A 21,928-nucleotide genomic window follows, 5' to 3' on the forward strand; every position below is an offset into this window, starting at 1 on the left:
TATTTTCATCTATGATATGGTGCTACATATAAAATGATCTTTCAATTAAGACAAAAGTCTACGTTCGATTTTTCCCTCATCTCATATACAAAAACAAAAGAGAGCTGACATTCCTATCCTCTCTCTTTTTACTACGTTACATAATAACATCTTCTAATCCTTTTGACAGACTTGAACGAGCGTTTCATCAATAAATAACCATTTATCTATCGCTTTATACCTTTAATTCACTACGTTTCTATTAAATCCATTTAAAGCAGTCAGCAATGACAGTGAATAACTTTCACTATCATCACTTTTATATATGACAAAAAAAGCGCACCCAATGGTGCGCTTCTTTTAACTGCTAAATCTATTAACCTAGATCTAAAAGCATATTACGGATGTGACCGATTGCTTTAGTTGGGTTAAGACCCTTAGGACATACAGATACACAGTTCATGATACCTTTACAACGGAACAATGAGAATGGGTCGTCAAGACGAGCCAAACGCTCTTGAGTTGCTGTATCACGAGAGTCAATGATGAAGCGATATGCGTTCAACAATGCTGATGGACCCAAGAACTTGTCTGGGTTCCACCAGAATGATGGGCATGAAGTTGAACAACATGCACAAAGAATACATTCGTACAAACCATCTAAGTGTTCACGCTCTTCAGGAGACTGCAAACGCTCTTTAGGAGGCGCAGGCTGATTGTTGATTAGGAACGGATGGATTTTATTGTACTGATCGTAGAACTGATTCATATCTACAACCAAGTCTTTAATAACTGGAAGACCTGGAAGTGGACGAATTGTAATCACTTCTGGTAAGTCGTTTAGGTTCCAAAGACACGCTAAACCATTTTTACCATTGATGTTTACACCATCAGAACCACAAATACCTTCACGACATGAACGACGGAATGTTAATGATTCGTCTTGTACTTTTAATGCTAGAAGCGCATCAAGCAACATACGGTGCTTGTCAGTCAACTCTAGTTTAAAAGTTTGCATGTACGGAGCTGCATCCTTATCAGGATCGTAGCGGTAGATATTAAATGTACGAGTACCTCTACTCATCTTACTTCTCCCAATTAGAATGTACGTGGTTTAGGCGGAATAGCATCTACAGATAAAGGCTTGTAACGTACTGGCTTGTACTCAAGACGGTTATCTACAGAGAACCATAAAGTGTGTTTCATCCACTCATCATCACGACGACCGTATGGGTAGTCAGCATGATCAGGTGGTAATTCAAAATCTACCACTGTATGCGCACCACGACATTCTTTACGTGCAGCCGCAGAAATCAGTGTCGCTTTCGCAACTTCATACAGGTTTTCAACTTCTAGAGCTTCAACACGCGCTGTGTTAAATACTTTAGATTTGTCTTTCAAGTGAATGTTACGTACACGTGGTTCGATCGCAAGAATCTGTTTCACACCCTCTTCAAGAAGTGCAGATGTACGGAATACACCAGCGTGATCTTGAACGATGTCACGGATTGCATCTGCAACTTCTTGAGCATTTTCACCAGAAGTTGATTCATCAAGATGACGAACACGATTCAAAGTTTTTTCAAGAACAGTTGTAGGAAGCGGTGCATATTCATCACCGTGGTGTTTAGTTACATAGTCAACAATATGTTCACCAGCAGCTTTACCAAATACAACCAAGTCAAGCAATGAGTTTGTACCTAGACGGTTAGCACCGTGTACAGATACACATGAACATTCACCAATTGCATAGAAACCTTTCACTGGTTTAGTGAAATCACGGTCACCCGCATTGTGTGAGTACACACCAGTTTCTTTATTGTAGTTCGCAACCAAAGCTTCAGTTTCACGAGATACAGGAACAACCACTTGACCATGAATATTTGTAGGAATACCACCCATTTGGTAATGGATTGTAGGTACTACAGGAATTGGCTCTTTAGTGATGTCAACGTTCGCGAATTTCTTACCAATCTCAAATACAGATGGAAGACGTTTCATGATTGTTTCAGCACCAAGATGCGTCATATCAAGCAAGATGTAGTCTTTCTTAGGACCACAGCCACGACCTTCTTTAATTTCTTGGTCCATTGAACGTGATACGAAGTCACGAGGTGCCAAGTCTTTAAGTGTCGGAGCATAACGTTCCATGAACGGCTCACCAGCATCGTTACGAAGGATCGCACCTTCACCACGACAACCTTCTGTCAACAATACGCCTGCGCCCGCAACACCTGTTGGGTGGAATTGCCAGAATTCCATATCTTGCAATGGAATACCTGCACGAGCTGCCATACCAAGACCGTCACCAGTATTGATATAAGCGTTAGTAGATGCACGGTAAACACGACCAGCACCACCAGTAGCGAACAATGTTGCTTTACCTTGGAATACTGCAATTTTACCTGTTTCTTGGTCAATTGCTGTCACACCAAGCACATCACCCTCTTCATTACGGATCAAATCAAGTGCGATCCATTCAACGAAGAATTGAGTACCCATTTTCACGTTGCTTTGATAAAGCGTGTGAAGAAGTGCGTGACCTGTACGATCGGCAGCAGCACATGCACGTGGAACTGGTTTTTCACCATAGTTCGCAGCATGACCACCAAACGGACGTTGGTAAATTGTACCGTCAGCATTACGGTCAAATGGCATACCTAGGTGTTCAAGTTCATATACAACTTGAGGCGCTTCACGAGTCATGAACTCAATTGCGTCTTGGTCACCTAACCAGTCAGAACCTTTAACTGTGTCGTAGAAGTGGTAGTGCCAGTTATCTTCTTGCATATTACCAAGAGATGCACCAATACCACCCTGCGCTGCAACAGTGTGCGAACGAGTTGGGAATACTTTAGTCAGTACAGCAACTTTCAAACCAGCTTGAGCAAGTTGGTAAGAAGCACGCATACCTGAACCACCACCACCAACGATGACTGCATCGAAAGTTTGGTGTGGAATATTTGTGTAATCTTCTTTAGGGGTTATAGCGCCCATGATATTTTCCTATCAATTTGCCCAAAAAATCTGGATCGCCCAGATCGCGTATGCAAATACTGCAACAATCACTGCAGAAGTCAGCACTAAACGCAGACCGTTTGCTGAAGGACCCATTTGACGAGTAGTCACATAGTCAGTGAATACTTGCCACATACCAATCCAAGCATGCGCAACAAGAGATAAGACAGACAATAAAGATAAAATCTTCATTGGTGTTGTCATCATAAAGCCATACCATTGCTCAAAAGTGAATCCGCTATTGCAAAGGATCCAGCCCAGCACAACAATAGTATAAACAGCCAATACAACGGCACTTACACGTTGGATAAACCAATCGCGCGAACCTGATCCTGTTAAACCTGTAGCACTTTTCATTAGAGAACAATCCATACAAATGCTGCAACAATACCGATTGCAGACAAGATCAATGAAATAGTAGCTGCGATACGACCACTTTGAAGTTCTTCAGCAACGCCAAGATCTGCAAATAGATGCTTGATACCACCGATAAGGTGATAAATTAAGCCGGCTACAAATACCCATACGACAAAACGCACAATAAAGCTGTCAAATACAGCCTGAACTTGCGCAAAACCTTCAGGTGAAGATAAAGATTTGTCTAAAATCCAAAGAAGGACCGGTACGAGTAAAAATACGATAACACCTGATAGACGGTGTAAAATTGATGCAATAGCCACAGGGGATTTTAAGTTTACGTCTAAAACTTGACCCATGGACAAATTGACAGGTCTGTTGCTTTTCACAGCGGGCATCCTGTAAGTAAAAACTCCATCCGGAGTTTGTTGGAATTAATTCGTAGGAAAGCTAGCATAGTCAGACATTACAATATAATAAACTCTGCAGCTGTCTGATCTTATAAACGACAGGGAATTATAAAACGTGAACTTTCAAAACACAAACGAAGACAATTAGGAATTTTGCAAAATATCCTTAAATAAGAATCATTAACAATAACTTTTCTAAAAACAAATACCTTATTTATCTAAGAAAATCATACTATGTTGTTGGTTTTAATCAGTTAAATGTAAATTTCACTTATTGTTTTTGTGTGTATATGGCGATTTAAACTTTTAGACTAAAGATGAACAAATCTAAATCTTTCTTTTCCCACTACATTTTAAAATCTTCCAGCACATTCGCCAAGCCATAATCATAAAAATAAATGTGCATCATTTTCTCAAATAATAAAATTCAAAGATCATGAAACGAAATAAGTACTTAGTCTGTGCATAAAAATCTTAGCAACAGCAAATCTGTTTAATAAAACGCCATTTTTTACCTTTCCAATGACAAAAATGCTCATTTATTGATCCTTTAAAGGCGTTTAATTAACTATTTTTTAACCAAACGAACTTTTTTTTAAGTACGATTAAGTCGTTTTAATTATGAATAAGAAAAAAGCAATTTAGAGCCACAGATGTATGTAAGTTACGAAAATTATAATAATTTAATGAAATAGCGGTCTTGTAATTCATATTTGTTTCAGAGTTTTTAAGAATTAAAAATTGCTTACAATTAAGGCAATAGGCTTTTTTTAATCTGCACCTCCCCTGCAAATTGACTTATTATACTGCGTCGGCACTGTGATTTTACTCATTTTTTAAGCGGATGAATTGTGCTTCATTTCAATGAATGATCCTCAATTTATATCCATAAGTATAATTGACAAAATTTCAGTTCCCTCTAATCTTAGAGCAAATTTTTGATCCGTCTGATTCTCGCATTAAAAGATTAGTACTGAGTCAGATAAAACATTCACCAGGACAGGAGATCTATTGAATGTCTGAAGCAACTGGCAAAAAAGCCGTTTTACAGCTTGATGGCAAAGAAATTGACTTACCAATTTACAGTGGCACTCTAGGCCCAGATGTAATTGACGTTAAAGATGTGTTGGCCGCAGGTCACTTTACTTTTGATCCTGGTTTTGTCTCAACGGCTGCTTGTGAATCTAAAATCACTTTCATTGACGGCGGTAAAGGTGTTCTTCTACACCGTGGCTACCCAATCGACCAGCTTGCTACTAAAGCAGACTACTTAGAAACTTGCTACCTTCTTTTGAACGGCGAGCTTCCTACTGCTGAACAAAAACAAGAATTCGATGCTAAAGTTCGTAACCACACTATGGTTCACGATCAAGTTGGCCGTTTCTTCAATGGTTTCCGTCGTGACGCTCACCCTATGGCGATCATGTGTGGTGTTGTTGGTGCGCTTTCTGCGTTCTATCACAACGGTTTCGATGTTGAAAACATTGACCACCGCGAAATCACTGCTATTCGCTTAATCGCTAAAGTTCCTACTTTAGCTGCTTGGACTTACAAATATACTGTAGGCCAACCATTCGTTTACCCACGTAACGATTTAAGCTACGCAGAAAACTTCTTGTACATGATGTTTGCTACTCCTGCAGACCGTGATTACAAAGTTGACCCTATTCTTGCTAAAGCAATGGACCGTATCTTCACGCTTCATGCTGACCACGAACAAAACGCGTCTACTTCTACAGTACGTCTTGCTGGTTCTACTGGCGCTAACCCATACGCATGTATCGCTGCGGGTATCGCGGCTCTATGGGGACCTGCTCACGGCGGCGCGAACGAAGCTGTTCTTAAGATGCTTGATGAAATCGGCACTGTAGAAAACGTTGCTCCGTTCATGGAAAAAGTGAAAACTAAAGAAGTTAAACTTATGGGCTTTGGTCACCGAGTTTACAAAAACTTCGATCCACGTGCGAAAGTAATGAAAGAGACTTGTGACGAAGTGTTAACTGCACTTGGTATCAACGATCCACAACTTGCTTTGGCTATGGAACTTGAACGTATTGCGCTTTCTGACGAATACTTCATCAAACGTAACCTATACCCTAACGTAGACTTCTACTCAGGTATCATCCTTAAAGCGATTGGTATCCCAACAGAAATGTTTACAGTAATCTTCGCTCTTGCACGTACTGTTGGTTGGATCAGCCACTGGTTAGAAATGCACAGCGCACCTTACAAAATCGGTCGTCCTCGTCAGCTTTACACTGGCGAAACTCAACGCGATATCCAAGGTCGTTAATTCGAAAGAATTGTGCGAATCTAAAAACCGTCCCTTTGGGGCGGTTTTTTTATGCAGCTAGATTTATTTTGCACTTTAAAACAGACCCATCTGACTGATTTTTCAACTCAATCATTAGATAAAACGATGCCTCACAAGTTATAAAGTATGCTGTTTATTGCTGAATGTATTTTAAATCGCCATTTTCTAGAAAATCTCACACTGCTTCATCAGATATCGTCATAAAAAAGCCTAATTCCACGTAGAAATTAGGCTGTAAACAAAAGGTTTAAATATTGATGATGCTTTATTTTAGCTTATAAAGTTAAGTAACTTTTATTAAGCAACCTTCTCCAAGCAACCGACTCATAGTCTGTCAAGTCCACCTGTTTAAGACGCTGCTTTAACTGTTTCAGTGACCACGGCCAAGCTGCAAAATTGCGTCCATTGGCATCTAAGTAATAGCTCTTACAGCCGCCACTATTAAAGACTGTAGTCTGTAAATGTGTCTGTACTTTTGCATTGTGATAGGCCAATACATTTGGCTTAATTTCAAGCCGCTGTATCTTCTCTTGTTTCATTTTTACCAAGGCATCGACGATATACCCAACCTGTGCTTCTGCAATCCCAATAAATGAGTCATAAACCAAAATATTTGGCCCAAGCACCAAGAAGGCATTAGGTACTTGCGCGATACTGGTACCCAAAAACGCTTCAGGAGAACTGTTTTTCCAAAGTTCTGACAATAACTCCCCTTTGGCATTTTTTACACGTTGCCCAATCGGCGGATGAGAAACTTCAAAACCTGTGCCCCAAATAATGACATCGACTTCATGACGTTCACCATTCGCAGCAATAACAGTATTACCTTCTATTTCAACTAAACCATGTGGTACAAGTTCGACATTGGCTTGCTGCAAAGCAGGATAATAGTTATTGGCAAATAAAAGACGCTTACAACCAATAGAAAAGTTTGGTGTAACTTTTTCACGTAATTCAGGATCTTGAATTTGTGTTTTTAACAACTGACGACCCAAATAATTCACAGGCTCTAAAAGCGAAGGATTACGTAGTCCTAAATTAATACCATTTAATATACCGGCCACACTTTTGCGCCAAGTTTCTTGAACAGTCGGAAAACGGGTAATGATGCCTTTCGCACGGTCATTCAGTGGTAAATCTGCTTTTGGTAATACCCATGGCGCAGTCCGTTGAAACACCACCACATTTTTGGCAATAGGTTGAATCTGAGGAATAAACTGAATCGTAGATGCCCCCGTACCAATCACTGCAATACGTTTATCTTTTAAGTCATAGGCATGGTTCCATCGCGCAGAATGGAACATTTCACCTTCAAAGCTTTCAATACCTTTAATTTTTGGAATTTGAGGTTCAGTAATCGGCCCAGTGGAAAAGATCACTGTTCTCGCCGCATACTTACCTTTGCTCGTCTCCAATTGCCATTGCTTTAATTCCTCATTCCATTCCGCTGCCATTAATTCACAGTTGAACTGAATGTTGCGATACAGCGCATGCTGCTCCGCAACATCTTCTAAATAGTTCAGAATCTCAGGTTGCTTGGCAAATAAATGACTCCATTTATGACTCGGTGCAAATGAAAAAGAATACAAAGCCGAAGGAACATCACATCCACAGCCTGGATAGGTGTTGTCGCGCCATGTACCTCCCACGCGATTGGCTTTTTCCAAAACCACATAATCGGTATAACCTCGTTCATTCATTTGATGAGCTGCAGCTAAACCTGATATCCCCGCACCAATCACAATGGTATCGTAGACACGCACTTGATTTTCTACGCTAGGTTTTTCTAGGCTAGGTTCTGACTCTGATTGATCTCGTACTGCTTTTTTTGCTTTGGCAGAAGACGTTACAGGACGACGTGCATTAGTTTGCGTTGTTGCCTTTTTAGTTTGAGTTTTCTCTTGATGTAATGCTTTTACATCTTCGTCATGTAATTGTGTCGGCATGTTCATGCTTTTGCTCCCGACTTTTTAATATAGTTGTTAAATAAGGGATAACCCACCCCCAATAAGCGGGTATAGGTTTGCGGGGATAGACGCTTTAACCACCAAAATAATTTGGCATCAGGTTGCGGAATGGTATACAACTTTCCTGCATCTAAATTATTCAATGTCAAATCGACGACATCGTGGCTCGTCGTAAATGCATGATTCATCAGCAGTTGATCAGCCAAGCCTGAATATCGATTGGGCAAGCGACCATTTTTCATAATATTGGTTGGCACCAAGGTTGGGCACAGCACATTCACACGGATATTTGCCGATCTGAGCTCAGCCGATAAAGTTTCAGACAAAGCCAACACACTCGACTTCGTCACGTTATATGCTGTCATTTCTGGTGCAGCAGTATATGCCGCAGCAGAAGCAACATTAATAATCGCGCCACCCTGCTTATTTTGTTTCAACTTGGGTACAAAATAATGGCAGCCATGCACCACACCCCACAAATTGACATGCATACACCACTGCCAGTCGTCTAAACTCAGTTCATCAAATTTACCACCCAGCCCGACGCCTGCATTGTTGATCACCAATGTCACAGCATGCCCCATCAACTGCTCAGCTTGCTCTGACAGTGCTTTTACTTCTTCAGCCTTACCTACATCACACTGCACTGCATAAGCATTTGATGAGGTCATAGAATGAATTTGATCCACCGTTTCTTGCGCTGCTTCTAGATGAATATCGGCACAGACCACTGTCCCACCACGACGTGCCAACTCCAAAGCAAAGCTTCTTCCTATACCACTGCCTGCACCAGTAACCACCGCGTAGGCGTTTTCACTTGGCTTATTCTTTTTTCCAAATAGACCCATGGTTGTGTCCTTTTATCGTTTTAATGCTGGGGTAAATTCTTTGACAAAATAAGGTGTTAACACGCCATCAACAGGGTTCAGCAAACGCTTTTTGTAATATTCAAGAAATGCAGAAGTGTCATGATCATTCGGATGAAAACTTGGTCGTAGATAGTCAAAAATATGCCCGAGGCTGCTGCCATAAACACCATCTCTTAGCCCAAAAATCAGTTGGAAACTGCGCGGAACATCTTTCCAGTAGCTTAGGCTAATCAAATTTGATGGCTTTCTGTAGAAAGGGACAATCGATGCACCAATTGAAATCAAACCCAAAATGGTAATTAATGCAGGGAAAAAGCCAGCAATACGTAAAGCATAATTACCTGATAATTCTTGATAAACATCATAGGCAATGTCTTTGTGTTCAGACTCTTCCAACATATGCCACATCCAAATAGCGCGCTGCTTTTCATCTATTGAATTAAAAAAGATTTCTTCATGATTCATCATGTATTCCGCAAGCACTGCGGTGAAATGCTCAATTGCTGCCATTAAGGATAACTTCATTGGCTGTGGCATACGTTCAAAACCATAGGCAAAGACGTAGTGTTCTAACTTTCTAAAAAATTGCACAGGCAGATTTCTTGCGCGATACGCTTCATTCATTTCTTCATGCATACGTGAATGAATGGCCTCTTGCCCAATCAACGACGTGACACGTTGTCTTAATACAGGATCTTGAATAAAGTCGCGATGATATCGAGCAGTATCAATCACCAAATCTTCGCCACGGGTTAAGAAAATAGATAAAGATGCAAAATAGGCACTGGCCAATTCTGCATTCATATAAAATTTTGGATCAATTTTTTCTGGTTCGAAATCAAATTTCATATGACGAATAGGAACAACGGCAGACTGTTTTGTTGGGTTAAAGACAGGGCCTGCAAATACGCGTGCTAAAGTTTTTTTTATCGGTTGAAAAGCGCTCATGATTTTGCTCTCAATTTGGGTGTTTCCCCTTCATTGACTTCATGTCGATTGAAGGAAAAACACATAGATTGAGGATCAAATTAAGTGAGATAGATCACTAGACCATTAGCAAAACCGACCTCTCGATTTGCAAAAATGCTCAAATATTTTCTTTGTCAGACAATCTTTAAAACATCAATGCTGCATGGCTCAAAAGCTTGTCATTAAAGGTCATGGCGTATTTTTTGTGAGGGACGATTATTGGATTTTTTGCATTTCACCAGTCGCAGATTGATACACCCATTGATGATCAAACAGGCTTTCGTCTAAATGATCCAGTTTAAAATTACCGATAGCCACAGCATAGAATCCATTGCCCTGCTGCTTCAAATGTGTGATCTCTTGCATGAGTTCTTCAGTCAGTTGACCCATTATAAAGTCGGAAATCACCACCACATCGGCATGTACAAAATTCGGTTGTTTCAGCATGTCCACGGCATGATTCATCGCAGGGATAATATCTGTTCCCCCATGAAATGACTGCCCTAAAAAGTGAATGACATCATCCAAAGCACTATTATGTTGTAAATTCAGCGCGGTTAAATTGGTCGAGAAATTTACCAAATACATCGCTCGCTTTTCTTTTAGCGCTCGAATCGATAAATATAGACAAATCGCTTTGGAAATCAGTTCAGGTTGCCCATTCATTGAGCCACTGGTATCTAAGCAGACAATCATCGGGCCTTTTTGTCCGACTCGACGCTGCGTATGGCGTGGGTCTTCGATCACCCTTCCCTGTTGCTGCCCTTCTCGATTAAAACTCATCAGGTTAGATTCTAAATATTTCAAATCAAATAAAACCTGCAAGTCTGGATCGGCTAATAGCGCCAACTCGCTAGGTAAAGCCATACTGATTTCTTGTGCCAATTTAATTCCAGTAATTTCCTCTTGCGCCATCGGGGTGTGAATAAGCTGCTGTGGTTCTTGTTCTAACTGAGCAGAAATCCGCTTACGTGGCATATTCGGCTGTGCGCTTCCGATCATTTGACATAGACGTTTAAGCGCCCGATCTTGCTCGAGATAATTCGCCCATTGCTCAAAGTTCTGTACATCGTGCTCTGTTAATTGTCCTTTGGAATAGTCTAGAAAAATCCCAGTTTCAAACCCGACACTGTCATGGTGCTTGACCATTTTCGACAATGTCGCGAGAAAATCTTTGATTTCATCTAAAAAGGCATCTCGTTGTAAACGGAGCTGCTCAAACTCCCAATGTGCAATGGCTTCGGTCAATTTGCGCTGCCATTTGCCTTTGAATAGCTCTATTTGTAATTGACGCTGCTGCTTGGTCAGCAATGGCTGTTGGCTCTGTTGCCACATTTCAGTGAATTCTGGAATCCCTAAGGTTTGCATAAAGGCGGCATATTCAGCACGGAATTGAACAAAATCACCCTGTTCCCAATGCTTTAACGCAAGCCAATATTCCAATTGCTGCTGGGCCGTTGCATAGGGATGCTGCTGATCTAAACTCGACTTTGCCTGAAAGGCCCATTCCTGAATTTTTTGATCGAGCTTTTTTGCAACTTTATGATCTTTCAACCAATGTTTTAAGCTGGATTGTTTTAATTCATCAAAAGCTGCGAACTTAATTCATCGAGCGCCGATTGGGTTTGTTGTCGTGTCGGTTTTAATTGCGACATAACTGTTCCAAGCGCTCACAATCTTGCAACTGCAATCGATATCTTGCCAATTGCTGCTCAATAGATTGAAATAAATGTTGAATATCCTGTTCAGTGACAAAGACAGAATTGAACTGATGCTTCTGGCTATTAAAGCGTTCCGTCAACAGATCCAATTCTGTTTGAAAATGTGCTTTGATCTGTTGAACTTCGTGTAATAGCTCATATTGGCTTTGTGCTGAAAGTGCGCTACGTGGACTGCCTTTGGTATGTTTTATATACGGCGTCACCACTTCTTCTAGGCCATAATAGCCACCTTTTAACGTACACACTCTTGAACCATTAAAATTACATACGATGCCACGCACTTCTTCACCGGTATCATCTAAGGCAAAGAAGTCCTTTTTCGTATCCATTTTATCCAGTTCGAGATACAACACTTTATCTTTATAGTGTCGATCTAGATTGGTCACTGCACGCAAGTAGTCAGTGCCATGAATTAAATAACTCTCATACACATCATCGGTATAATAAAAATGATTGAGCACCCGCTGTTCAAGTGTATCCTTCTCTGCCACATGTTGTTCGAATTGCAAACCGTAATTTAAGCCATTTTCAGCCAATACTTCATCTATCTGCTGCGAAACAAAAGCAATGTCTTCAGGCTGATTCCATAAGCAATGTTTTAAAATTAATAGATCACTCAAAATCACTGATGGACGATCATTTAAAAATGCACAGGCTTTGACTAAATAAGCCACACGTTGCCAACGACGGTCAGAGACATAGACCACGTGATCTTCAAAGTTATGATTGAGTCGTGTTTTAAGTTGATCAAATAGATTTAAAATCGATTCGGGTAAATCTACCTGATAAATCTGTTCCCGCCAATCTTGCAACTCGGCTTTTTTTATTTTTAAGGTCGCATCGACTTCAACACTGACTTGACTCGGCTTGGCCTGTAATAGTGCATGAAAGTTTTCTGCAACAGCAATCGGCGGCACTTCTAAGCGCAAAATAAAACGATCATACAAGGCATCTAGACCTTGATTTGGTTCGGGAATTTCATTCGATGCACTGACCAAAACATTCAATGGAACTTTTTGGACAATGTCACCATTTTTAAAACTCCGCTCATTCACCAAGGTCAGTAAAGTATTTAAAATCGCAGGGCTGGCTTTCCAAATTTCATCTAAAAATGCAAAATCTGCCCGTGGTAAATAATGTTCTGTTTTACGAATATATTGATCTTCTTTTAAGGCTTTAATTGATACCGGTCCAAAAATTTCTTCCGGCGTACTGAAACGATTCATCAAATATTCAAAGTAGTCATGGACTTCAAAAGCCGAGGCGATTCGACGCGAAATCAAACTTTTTGCTGTACCGGGCAAACCATATAAAAAGGTATTCATGCCCGCAACACCTGCCAATAAACTCAAAGCAATAATCTGCTCACGTTCATACATATTTTTGCTGATTTCAGAAATTAAAGTATTGATCCGTGCTTGCATCTGACTATCTGTTTGACCGAAAACTAAATTGTAACGCCCTAACCGATTTTTCGCTGTAGCAGATGCAAAAATATCGCTCTTTAAATACAGCGCAACAGCGTGATATTGTATTTTCAGGTTATAGTAAAACTACACATCCCTTTGGAACAATAAACACTTTTCATCATGTTGCCTTTCTTTCACACACTCATTCGGCTGCTAAAACTTGAAGGTTTTAAATATCGATCACTTACGGCAGGTGAAATATCCATGTGTCGCAGTGTGTTTGGGGATTTGATTCAATATGAACAAGTGAAAGTGATGAATCACCCTTTTTTGCCTTGGCAATCGGCACATGTGGTCATGGCGCCGCAGGGGTATATTCATGCACGAAATTTACTGTTTAAAGCGGACTATGCCAAAGCGTCTTTAGGATATCGTGCCCTGTTTATTCATGAGATGGCCCATGTTTATCAATACCAGCAGCAGATCAATGTTTTGGGTCGGGGTGCTATTTTACAGATGGCGTATTTCTTCAGTTTTAAAAAATATAACCCTTACCGCTATACCCTCAAACCACACAAAGCATTTTTTGACTACAACATTGAGCAACAAGGCGACATTGCTCGTGACATCTATTTAAAGCGAATTAAAAATATTATTTTATATCCAGAACTTGTTCATCAAATTGAGCTATAAAGCTTCCATGCTCTATAGCGAATATTTTTAGATAAAATTGAATATCGCCTGATCATTCTATTTCACACTATTGCTCGACCATTGACGCTATTTTAAGTACAAAAAAACAGCATTAATATTTACTTTATGGCACATAATCTCAGCTAGGCTTTTAAAAGCTATGAATACCTCTAGTATCTCGCTTAAATTCAGATAAAATAGGCTCACCTTATTTTTTTGCTTTGCATCAAAACAAGTGAATTATCATACGATGATGGTGTTTTGTTTTCGCCTTTCGGCAGTATTTTTCGTATCTAAATACACTCGCTGAATAATCACAATAATACAAATCAGTGTGTTAAGTGTATTCACCTATAGGAATAGGATTTAGTTGGAATGAATAGTTTTAAAATTGCACTTGCTCAGTTCTCTCCGCATATTGGTAACCTAGAATCTAACGCAGCAAAAATGCTTAAACAAGTCAATGCTGCAAAAGAACAGAACGCAGATATTATTGTTTTTCCGGAACTTTCTACAGTTGGTTATCCTGCTGAAGATTTATTATTACGTCCAAGTTTAAATAAACGTACACAGCAAGCTTTTGAACAATTAGCGAGCATTAAGGACATCGTTTTAGTCTTTGGTTTTGTAAATCAAACTGAAGATGGTCAGCGCTATAACTCTGCTGCTGTCATGAAAAATGGTCAAGTTCTCGGGATTTACAATAAACAAAATCTTCCAAACTATAGCGTTTTTGATGAAAAACGTTATTTCAGTGAAGGTCATCAACACCTAGTCTTTGAATATTTAGGTCATAAGTTTGGTGTGTTGATTTGCGAAGATGTTTGGGCATTACCAACTGTTCAACAGCTTGCTCAGTTAAATGTTGAAACCGCTTTGGTTTTAAATGCTTCACCTTATGAAGTTGGTAAACCACAGCATCGCATTGAAACCATGGCTGCATTGACCAAACAATTGAACATCAATTTGGTTTACTGTAACCAAGTGGGCGGTCAAGATGACCTTGTCTTTGATGGCACAAGCTTTGTGATGAACAATTCAGGTGAAGTTGCATTGCAAGCACCGAGTTTTGTTGAAGATCTATATATCGCAGAATACGATGCTGAACAAAAAGCCTTTAAAACAGGTGCAATCACGCCTGTATTAAATACCATGGCTGAAATCTACCAAAGCCTTGTAATCGCAACCCGTGACTACGTACAACGTTCAGGCTTCCCTGGCGTGATTTTAGGTCTATCTGGTGGTATTGACTCAGCATTAACTTTAGCGATTGCTGCCGATGCGATTGGCGCCGATAAAGTTCAAGCGGTCATGATGCCATATACCTATACCGCGCAAATCAGCGTTGAAGATGCTGCTGAACAAGCCAAGAATATGGGCGTAACTTTTGGTATTGCCGAAATCAACCCGATTGTGAATGGCTTTATGCAAACCTTGTTCCCTTTCTTTGGCGATGCACCGACTGATGCGACTGAAGAAAACTTACAAGCGCGTTCTCGCGGTACATTGTTAATGGCCTTATCGAACAAGTTCGGCAATTTAGTCCTTTCTACAGGGAACAAGTCTGAATTATCTGTTGGCTACTGCACATTGTACGGTGACATGGTCGGTGGCTTTGCGGTTCTTAAAGACGTTTATAAAACGATTGTATTTGAACTAGCAAAATACCGTAACAGCATTTCAGAAACACCAGTGATCCCTGAACGTGTAATTACTCGTCCACCTTCTGCGGAACTTCGTCCAGATCAGAAAGACCAAGACTCTCTACCTGAATACGAAGTATTGGATGCCATCTTGTATGCGTATATCGAAGAAGACATGAGCCAAGATGACATCATTGCTAAAGGTTTTGATGCTGAAATTGTGAAAAAAGTCATCCGTTTGGTTGATCTAAACGAATACAAACGTCGCCAAGGCGCAATCGGTCCACGTATCAGCTCACGTGCATTTAGCCGTGAACGTCGCTATCCGATCGTGAATGGTTGGAAACCGGGTATCTAATTACTCGATTCAAATCAAAAAGCCCAGTTCTATAACTGGGCTTTTTTATAGGCGCAAAAAACACAGCAGTAAATATAAAAAGTAATTGAGATGTGTATTTCAAAAGTTAGGTCATCAAATAATGCAGTTAAGGATTTGAGTTCTCTTTTATTTCCACATAAACATCGTGAACAGATCATTTTATTAGTGCTGTAATTATTTTCAATCTATTTGACTTTTTCTAGGCACAAAAAAAGAGACCAAGCTGAGAGCTTGGTCTATAAAAATGGTGGCTATGACGAGACTTGAACTTGTGACCCCCGCATTATGAGTGCGGTGCTCTAACCAACTGAGCTACATAGCCGTAAACTGTGGTGGCATTATCTAGATTTCACACATTATCGTCAAGCATTTTTGTATGCAATTGTTCAGAGTTTAAACAAGCAAAGTTCAAGATGTTACTATTTAAGCAAATCATGCTATTTTTAGCCCTAATTACTATATTTTTTGATTAAAAATTAGAGTTTTATCATGCAATTCAATCCGATAAAAAAAGCCTGTCTGACCCTCAGCCTTGCTGTCATGACATTAACGGGCTGCCAAATCGTCTCGCCTATTTTTGTTGACTACAATGGCGTGCGACGTGATGTGGCGACTTGGATTAATAAACAGCCCTTATTAAGCATGCAACAAAAACGCAGCATGGCTCAACTTAGCCGAGCACAGCAACCAATCATTCGTCTCGACTTCAATGATCAGGAGAAATTAGTCAGCGTTGCCCGCACCAATGAAGCTGCGATGTATTGTGCCAATCAGCATTTATCAGCGCGACAAATTCAACGACTGCAAAAACAGATCTTCCCAGAAGACGCTTTACATAAATTAAACTTGCTTGAGCAACAGGCTTTGCATATTACCCTTACAGAGCAAGAGAAACAGTGTGATTAATCAATTCACACCGTTGGGTTCATGCATCTAGACTCAATTTTTTCAGCACCAAATTGTCTTACAATCTAGACATAGCTGCTTACATTATTGAGCATTTTTGCTATCGCTAAGCATGGTGAAAACAAGTCCATATTTTTGCAATATTTTTATTGCGAATTTTGCAATATCCTTATGAATTTACTTGGTTTTATTCCTAAATAAAAAAGCGTATGATGAAACTATGATCAATGTAAATAGCGCTTTTTTTCAGGTTTTTCCATCCAAATTCAATTGATCAGATAAGGAGAAATAAGATGGCTTTAAATAATATTTTAGTTCCAGTGGACGGTTCAGAAACTTCTTATGCTGCGGTGGCTAAAGCTGTCGAGTTTGCAAAAACTTTTGGCAGTAAAATTACTGTGGTTCAAGTACTGACGCTCGATCCGTATATTGCTGCAGAGTATATTTCAGCAGCACAAACCAATGATTTAATTGAACGTGCTCGTGCATCGATTTTAAATACACTTGAAGAAGCAAAAGCGAAATTTTCAACTGAAGGTGTCACTGTTGAAACTCGCTTACTTGAAGGTCAAGTGGTGCATACTGAACTGGTTAAAGCTGCAGAAGAAACACATGCGGACTTGATTATTATTGGTTCACATGGCCGTACAGGGATCAAAAAATTCTTCTTGGGCAGCGTAGCTCAAAGCGTACTAGGTGCTTCAGACATTCCTGTTTTGGTTGTACGCAAATAAGCCATTAGATTTATAGCGTGAAATAAAAAGCCTTCTGATCCTAGAGGGCTTTTTATTGACTACTTCATCAATTATAAAATTATAATTCTATGTTTAAGGCAAGGATTTTTTAGGGTAACCATTGATATTGTTTCAATGAGATGCGTCCATTCACCACAAAGACATTTTCAGCTGCCAATTTCAATTGCTGGATATTTTCACCTTTTTCATTGCAACGCTGCGTGCTGATTTTTCCCTGAGCATTCACCACCCGATGCCATGGGATCGTTGATGTTGTATCTAGATGCTTTAGTACATAGCCAACCAGTCGTGCATGTTTCGGTAAACCCGCTAATTTGGCAATTTGTCCGTAAGTGGCAATCTTCGCCTGCGGTATCAATTGAATGACCGACAAAATTTGCGTTGCCAATTCATCACTCTGCTTCATCTGATCTCCTTTGAGCCGCATAAAAAAGAGAACCCGAAGGTTCTCTTTGATTAATACTTAATTTTGACAGATTAGTACAGTAATTGGTTGTGATCGATTAGATCTTGTAAAGTCACATCGGTATTTTTCAAAGTGAGTAATTCAACTTTATCGACACATTTGGGCTATGACAACCATTTGTATAAATATCGCCCCTTGGTAGAGAGCGCATTTATGCAATTAAAAACATGGCGAGATATCGTATTTCTTATGCAAAAAGACAGCGTCATTTAAAGCAGAACTTCAAATAAACTTTATCATGATGTGACTAAAAGCTTCATGACGGCACACCTTACACGTCGGACTGTCTTTAAGAATTCATTTCTTCCCAAAGCCACAGTTTTTTGTCTTTTCATGGTTTCGCATTTTTTCTTTGAGGAATGACTAGAGTGCTTATAAATCTGAAATGATATGCCTACAGCATTTTGTGTCATATGCGCCATCGGTATAGCTAGAATTCATTGGCTCACTAGGTGAAATTTATGCAAGTAAGTTTTCTAGTACTTATGAACTGCTGACATTGTTGTCATGAGCTGAATTGTCCATGTTTGCAATGTTTTCAGCATCTATACCAATACGAAGTTTACGCCATTGTCGTCGACCTTCAGACTGATGTTTATTAGGTTTCGATTCACCTTCAGCTAATAACTTCAAACCTATAGAGACAACAAGTAGATGTAGTCCATCAGAACTTTTTTGATAGCTAATCGCAATATCAATATGTTTTTATCTCCTGCTGAATGACCAGTCATAATTTCCCACATTTTGCTGTTTCATGATGGAACACAGCTAGAAATAAAAAAAGGAAATGCTCAAGCATTTCCTTTTTTTAAATCGAACAAAGCAATTTAGAAGTTTTCGGGATTTTCTAATCGACGAACTTCTTGCACTTTCTCTGGATTATGTACAGCAGCAACACCATCATCCGCTTTGGTATCTATTAATGCTTCTGGGTTATATACCGTGATGGTTTCATTACCATGTATATCTTCGCCCACGATATATTGGAAACCCTTTTTATTCATTTTATGGCACATTCTTTGATACCAACCTTTGAAACCTTTGGTTTCTTCATTCGGGTTGTAATAAAAAGCATTCATCACAGCGGGTAAACCGAGGCCACACACGAGGCCCGACATTAAGACTGCAATAAATGTATATCCAATCAAAATACTGCTGTATTCACTGAGTTCAGGAATATTGGCAACAGCAAGGATTAAGGCCAATGAAATACCGCCACGAACCCCACCCCACGATAAGATGGCAAGGCTACCGTTGTAACTTTTTTTGCGGAAACTTGGGAAGAATGCAAAAGATAAATAGTTTGCTGCAAAGCGCGATGCATGCAAAATGATAAACGCCACCATACCACCTAAAATCAAACTGATACTTAAATCTAAGATAAATAACTCAAGTCCGATCAGGGTAAATAAGAAGGAGTTGATGATCCCTTCCACCGTATGCCAAAAATGATTGACTTCACGAATTTCACGATCTTGTAAAATTTCTTTCCATTTATTCCCAACAATCAAACCGCCAATGACACATGCAATAGGTGCTGATGCATGTGCGAAGAGTGCCACGAGATAAGATCCACATGCCAATAATGCTGTCGTTAAAATCAAGGATTCCATTTCATGTTTACCGCGGAGTAATCGTAAAATCCCTAAACCGAATGCCCAGCCAATGATGACGGCGACAACAATTTCATACAACAGCGTTTCAAGCGTGCCAATAACGGTAAAATGCTCACCTTGTAAGACATTTAGTAAGGTCATAAATACGGCAATACACATGGCATCATTAAAGAGGGATTCGCCTTCTAGTTTGACTATTAAGTGATGTGGCGCACGCACCGAACTTAGTACACCTTTCACCCCAATCGGGTCGGTTGCGCCCAAAGCCGCACCTAATAACAACAACACCAATAAATCAACATGATGACCAATTAAGAACTGATAACCATATAAGGCAACACCAAAAAACACCGCACAAAGTACCAAGGCAATACTGGCCAAAATACTGATCGGCTTCCAATGCAGACGTAAATCTGAAACTTTAAATTTCAAGGCTGATGAAGTCAAAATGAAACAAATCACGCCATTAATTAAAAAGTCATAAAAGTCGATATGACGAACGGCCTCTTCAATATTGTGTAAATTAATCGTCACAAATTGATTGCCATTGAGTAGACTTGCGCCCCATTGCAAAATAAAGACAAAAATTGCAGAAACAATGGGAACACCTATGGCTTGTGGAAAGCCCAAGATACGTTTATTAAAAATCGTGGTTGCAATCGAAAGTGCAAAAATAACGGTAAAAACCTGTAGAAAAAAATAATTTCCCATTTCGTTCCCAATTTTGGTGCTGTGTCGCCTACAGAGTGAGATATAGGTATTTTGAAAATAAATACTAAATTTTTTAGTATTTGGAAATAAAATATTCTAACGAATTTTATCTAAATTACGTGTATCAATTCAGTTTTTTTCACATCTTTTATCAAGATCATTTAACATAGCAAGCCTGCATCGATTTTATGCATTTTTATCCTCTAATTTATTTCTCCTATGCATCAGACCATTAAAACTATTTTTCGACTCTTTTTTGCTGCTGTGATCTTTATCATTACTGCAGCGCTGATCCTGACTTGTTTTAGCAAGACACAGGAAATTTTACGTGCTGAGCACTATTTTAGTCAGGTAAAAAAGGTTTCACTGGATTCAACACCCAAAGAACAATTGGTTTTGGTCTCCAATAATGAATCACCCGATCGTGCGATTTTTATCATGCTGGCGAATAATGGTTATCTTGCCAAACTGAATTGTGAAAACTATGCACAAGATATTTGTCTCGATGAATTTAATCAGCAACACACCCGACAAATTCAACACCTCGATTTACTCAAAATCGGACAATTTCAATATATCCAAAATGTGAGTTTCACCAATAGCCGCACTGGACAAAAAAAACAATTACGCTATAGCGATGCCCAATTAAAACAGTTCTATCAAAACGATATTTCAGGCCTTAAATATACTGTTTTTGGCGTGGCTTTATTTGCATTTGCCGCATTGTATGTCAGCTATCGTATTGTTCGAAACTTCAAATCATTTCTCAACAAATAAGCTTCAATCTATTTTTCAATGAAAAAAAGAGGATGTTTGCATCCTCCTTTTTTTGTTTTAAATGGCTTGGTTAAAGGTATCACAGCTATTGATATTGCCTGATTTCAACCCTGTCTGGAACCATTTCATACGTTGTTCACTGGTGCCGTGCGTGAAGCTATCTGGGACCACTTGCCCAGTTGCACTTTTCTGTAAATAGTCATCACCAATCTTATGTGCAGCGTCCATCGCTTCTTCTACATCACCCTGCTCTAAAAATTGGGTACGCTGTTGATTATGATGCGCCCAAATACCCGCAAAGCAGTCTGCTTGTAGTTCTTGCATGACCGAATAACGATTACCCTCAGCTTTAGATGCTTGCGCACGGGCCTGCTGGACTTGCTCAGAAATGCCTAAAATCGTTTGGATATGATGTCCAACTTCATGGGCAACCACATAGGCTTGCGCAAAATCACCCGCCTGATCTTGGCGACTCAATTCTGTTTGATTTTGTTCACCCGTAATGCCCATTTGCGTACGCATATCTTTAAAGAATGCGGTATCAATATAGACCTTCTGATCTGCTGGGCAATAAAACGGCCCCATTGCAGCTTGTGCTGTACCACAACCCGAGTTGACCACACCATTAAACATAACCAACTTAGGCGCTTTATACTGAGCATTTAACTGTTCTTGAAAGACTTTATTCCACGTATCTTCCGTATCGGCCAAAACAGTGCCAACAAAATCCATCGCTTCTTGTTGTTCCGGTGTTGGATTATCCAGACCTTTGACTTCAGCCGTTTGACCCTGTGAAGTCACTTGTTTGGTCGCCTGATAAGCTTGCTGCGGATCTACACCAAAAAATTTCCACGCAACAAATGCCACAACCAAACCGAGAATACTGATCCCACCCGCTTTTGCACCTCCACCACCGCGACGGTCTTCTACGTTTGAACTAACTCTTCGACCTTTCCAGCGCATAGTGAT

Annotated in this window: 19 protein-coding genes, 1 tRNA gene and 1 pseudogene; 7 read left to right on the top strand and 14 right to left on the bottom strand. The window is 39.8% G+C overall.

Going from position 1 to position 21,928, the window contains the following annotated elements; genetic code table 11:
* Window positions 1-355: 355 nt before the first annotated feature.
* The 4 genes from FTU05_RS02015 to sdhC are packed head-to-tail and all read right to left on the bottom strand — an operon-like array spanning window position 356 to window position 3,752.
* Window positions 356-1,063, bottom strand: a complete 708-nt coding sequence (locus FTU05_RS02015) for a succinate dehydrogenase iron-sulfur subunit (RefSeq protein WP_078189905.1) — start codon at window positions 1,061-1,063, stop codon at window positions 356-358.
* A gap of 14 nt (window positions 1,064-1,077) precedes the next feature.
* Window positions 1,078-2,976 carry a succinate dehydrogenase flavoprotein subunit gene (gene sdhA, locus FTU05_RS02020; protein WP_180007470.1) on the bottom strand — a complete coding sequence of 633 codons (1,899 nt, stop codon included), beginning with the start codon at window positions 2,974-2,976 and terminating at the stop codon, window positions 1,078-1,080.
* Between the two features lie 12 nt (window positions 2,977-2,988).
* A complete protein-coding gene (gene sdhD, locus FTU05_RS02025; RefSeq protein ID WP_078189907.1) occupies window positions 2,989-3,354 on the bottom strand; it encodes a succinate dehydrogenase, hydrophobic membrane anchor protein in 366 nt (121 codons plus the stop codon).
* On the bottom strand, window positions 3,354-3,752 hold the full coding sequence (gene sdhC, locus FTU05_RS02030) for a succinate dehydrogenase, cytochrome b556 subunit (protein WP_078192993.1): 399 nt from the start codon (window positions 3,750-3,752) through the stop codon (window positions 3,354-3,356). Before sdhC ends, sdhD begins: the two co-directional genes overlap by 1 nt.
* Window positions 3,753-4,779: 1,027 nt before the next feature.
* Here sdhC and gltA point away from each other — a divergent pair.
* Window positions 4,780-6,057 (top strand): citrate synthase, encoded by a 1,278-nt coding sequence (gene gltA, locus FTU05_RS02035; RefSeq protein ID WP_078189909.1) that lies wholly within the window; start codon window positions 4,780-4,782, stop codon window positions 6,055-6,057.
* Between the two features lie 296 nt (window positions 6,058-6,353).
* Here the strand turns inward: gltA and FTU05_RS02040 are convergent, their stop codons facing one another.
* The 5 genes from FTU05_RS02040 to FTU05_RS02060 form a co-directional block, all read right to left on the bottom strand.
* A complete protein-coding gene (locus FTU05_RS02040; RefSeq protein ID WP_180164079.1) occupies window positions 6,354-8,030 on the bottom strand; it encodes an NAD(P)/FAD-dependent oxidoreductase in 1,677 nt (558 codons plus the stop codon).
* Window positions 8,027-8,893, bottom strand: coding sequence for an SDR family NAD(P)-dependent oxidoreductase (locus FTU05_RS02045; RefSeq protein WP_180164081.1), 867 nt, complete (start codon window positions 8,891-8,893; stop codon window positions 8,027-8,029). The genes FTU05_RS02040 and FTU05_RS02045 overlap by 4 nt, the downstream gene beginning before the upstream one ends.
* 12 nt (window positions 8,894-8,905) lie before the next feature.
* Window positions 8,906-9,862 carry a metal-dependent hydrolase gene (locus tag FTU05_RS02050; RefSeq protein WP_180113036.1) on the bottom strand — a complete coding sequence of 319 codons (957 nt, stop codon included), beginning with the start codon at window positions 9,860-9,862 and terminating at the stop codon, window positions 8,906-8,908.
* 237 nt (window positions 9,863-10,099) lie between these two features.
* Window positions 10,100-11,437 carry a VWA domain-containing protein gene (locus tag FTU05_RS02055; protein ID WP_257230074.1) on the bottom strand — a complete coding sequence of 446 codons (1,338 nt, stop codon included), beginning with the start codon at window positions 11,435-11,437 and terminating at the stop codon, window positions 10,100-10,102.
* Window positions 11,438-11,525: 88 nt separating this feature from the next.
* Window positions 11,526-13,028, bottom strand: coding sequence for an AAA family ATPase (locus tag FTU05_RS02060; protein WP_180164083.1), 1,503 nt, complete (start codon window positions 13,026-13,028; stop codon window positions 11,526-11,528).
* Between the two features lie 165 nt (window positions 13,029-13,193).
* Between FTU05_RS02060 and FTU05_RS02065 the strand changes: the two genes are divergently transcribed.
* Both FTU05_RS02065 and FTU05_RS02070 read left to right on the top strand, forming a co-directional pair.
* A complete protein-coding gene (locus tag FTU05_RS02065; RefSeq protein ID WP_180164085.1) occupies window positions 13,194-13,706 on the top strand; it encodes a hypothetical protein in 513 nt (170 codons plus the stop codon).
* Window positions 13,707-14,081: 375 nt separating this feature from the next.
* Window positions 14,082-15,707, top strand: coding sequence for an NAD+ synthase (locus FTU05_RS02070; RefSeq protein WP_180164087.1), 1,626 nt, complete (start codon window positions 14,082-14,084; stop codon window positions 15,705-15,707).
* Between the two features lie 266 nt (window positions 15,708-15,973).
* On the opposite strand, the gene FTU05_RS02075 is transcribed toward FTU05_RS02070, so the two are convergent.
* Window positions 15,974-16,050, bottom strand: a tRNA-Met gene (locus tag FTU05_RS02075).
* A gap of 167 nt (window positions 16,051-16,217) precedes the next feature.
* Between FTU05_RS02075 and FTU05_RS02080 the strand changes: the two genes are divergently transcribed.
* Window positions 16,218-16,634, top strand: coding sequence for a hypothetical protein (locus FTU05_RS02080; RefSeq protein WP_180164089.1), 417 nt, complete (start codon window positions 16,218-16,220; stop codon window positions 16,632-16,634).
* Window positions 16,635-16,927: 293 nt separating this feature from the next.
* Entirely contained in the window at window positions 16,928-17,368 is a 441-nt protein-coding gene (locus FTU05_RS02085; RefSeq protein WP_078189919.1) for a universal stress protein, read from the top strand.
* A gap of 109 nt (window positions 17,369-17,477) precedes the next feature.
* Here the strand turns inward: FTU05_RS02085 and FTU05_RS02090 are convergent, their stop codons facing one another.
* Window positions 17,478-17,795 carry an MGMT family protein gene (locus FTU05_RS02090; protein ID WP_180011029.1) on the bottom strand — a complete coding sequence of 106 codons (318 nt, stop codon included), beginning with the start codon at window positions 17,793-17,795 and terminating at the stop codon, window positions 17,478-17,480.
* Between the two features lie 132 nt (window positions 17,796-17,927).
* Here FTU05_RS02090 and FTU05_RS02095 point away from each other — a divergent pair, with 132 nt between their 5' ends.
* Window positions 17,928-18,068, top strand: a complete 141-nt coding sequence (locus FTU05_RS02095; RefSeq protein ID WP_180026472.1) for a hypothetical protein — start codon at window positions 17,928-17,930, stop codon at window positions 18,066-18,068.
* 59 nt (window positions 18,069-18,127) lie between these two features.
* Here the strand turns inward: FTU05_RS02095 and FTU05_RS17825 are convergent.
* Together FTU05_RS17825 and FTU05_RS02105 are read right to left on the bottom strand one after the other, a co-directional pair.
* Window positions 18,128-18,560: pseudogene (locus FTU05_RS17825) on the bottom strand (transposase); the annotation flags it as partial.
* A gap of 122 nt (window positions 18,561-18,682) precedes the next feature.
* Complete coding sequence (locus tag FTU05_RS02105; RefSeq protein WP_180020652.1) at window positions 18,683-20,182, bottom strand: sodium:proton antiporter; 1,500 nt, start codon at window positions 20,180-20,182, stop codon at window positions 18,683-18,685.
* A gap of 219 nt (window positions 20,183-20,401) precedes the next feature.
* Here FTU05_RS02105 and FTU05_RS02110 point away from each other — a divergent pair, with 219 nt between their 5' ends.
* Entirely contained in the window at window positions 20,402-20,959 is a 558-nt protein-coding gene (locus FTU05_RS02110) for a hypothetical protein (protein WP_180164091.1), read from the top strand.
* Window positions 20,960-21,016: 57 nt separating this feature from the next.
* Here FTU05_RS02110 and FTU05_RS02115 read toward each other — a convergent pair whose 3' ends face one another.
* Complete coding sequence (locus tag FTU05_RS02115) at window positions 21,017-21,922, bottom strand: neutral zinc metallopeptidase (protein WP_078193008.1); 906 nt, start codon at window positions 21,920-21,922, stop codon at window positions 21,017-21,019.
* Between the last annotated feature and the right edge of the window lie 6 nt (window positions 21,923-21,928).

Source organism: Acinetobacter sp. YH12049, from assembly GCF_013419875.1.
Taxonomy (GTDB): Bacteria; Pseudomonadota; Gammaproteobacteria; order Pseudomonadales; family Moraxellaceae; genus Acinetobacter; species Acinetobacter amyesii.

What these genes read in the sequence shown, in the direction of transcription:
- FTU05_RS02015 (WP_078189905.1), bottom strand. Translation starts at nt 1,063, where the DNA reads ATGAGTAGAGGTACTCGTACATTTAATATCTACCGCTACGATCCTGAT.
- sdhA (WP_180007470.1), bottom strand. Translation starts at nt 2,976, where the DNA reads ATGGGCGCTATAACCCCTAAAGAAGATTACACAAATATTCCACACCAA.
- sdhD (WP_078189907.1), bottom strand. Translation starts at nt 3,354, where the DNA reads ATGAAAAGTGCTACAGGTTTAACAGGATCAGGTTCGCGCGATTGGTTT.
- sdhC (WP_078192993.1), bottom strand. Translation starts at nt 3,752, where the DNA reads ATGCCCGCTGTGAAAAGCAACAGACCTGTCAATTTGTCCATGGGTCAA.
- gltA (WP_078189909.1), top strand. Translation starts at nt 4,780, where the DNA reads ATGTCTGAAGCAACTGGCAAAAAAGCCGTTTTACAGCTTGATGGCAAA.
- FTU05_RS02040 (WP_180164079.1), bottom strand. Translation starts at nt 8,030, where the DNA reads ATGAACATGCCGACACAATTACATGACGAAGATGTAAAAGCATTACAT.
- FTU05_RS02045 (WP_180164081.1), bottom strand. Translation starts at nt 8,893, where the DNA reads ATGGGTCTATTTGGAAAAAAGAATAAGCCAAGTGAAAACGCCTACGCG.
- FTU05_RS02050 (WP_180113036.1), bottom strand. Translation starts at nt 9,862, where the DNA reads ATGAGCGCTTTTCAACCGATAAAAAAAACTTTAGCACGCGTATTTGCA.
- FTU05_RS02060 (WP_180164083.1), bottom strand. Translation starts at nt 13,028, where the DNA reads ATGCAAGCACGGATCAATACTTTAATTTCTGAAATCAGCAAAAATATG.
- FTU05_RS02065 (WP_180164085.1), top strand. Translation starts at nt 13,194, where the DNA reads ATGTTGCCTTTCTTTCACACACTCATTCGGCTGCTAAAACTTGAAGGT.
- FTU05_RS02070 (WP_180164087.1), top strand. Translation starts at nt 14,082, where the DNA reads ATGAATAGTTTTAAAATTGCACTTGCTCAGTTCTCTCCGCATATTGGT.
- FTU05_RS02080 (WP_180164089.1), top strand. Translation starts at nt 16,218, where the DNA reads ATGCAATTCAATCCGATAAAAAAAGCCTGTCTGACCCTCAGCCTTGCT.
- FTU05_RS02085 (WP_078189919.1), top strand. Translation starts at nt 16,928, where the DNA reads ATGGCTTTAAATAATATTTTAGTTCCAGTGGACGGTTCAGAAACTTCT.
- FTU05_RS02090 (WP_180011029.1), bottom strand. Translation starts at nt 17,795, where the DNA reads ATGAAGCAGAGTGATGAATTGGCAACGCAAATTTTGTCGGTCATTCAA.
- FTU05_RS02105 (WP_180020652.1), bottom strand. Translation starts at nt 20,182, where the DNA reads ATGGGAAATTATTTTTTTCTACAGGTTTTTACCGTTATTTTTGCACTT.
- FTU05_RS02110 (WP_180164091.1), top strand. Translation starts at nt 20,402, where the DNA reads ATGCATCAGACCATTAAAACTATTTTTCGACTCTTTTTTGCTGCTGTG.
- FTU05_RS02115 (WP_078193008.1), bottom strand. Translation starts at nt 21,922, where the DNA reads ATGCGCTGGAAAGGTCGAAGAGTTAGTTCAAACGTAGAAGACCGTCGC.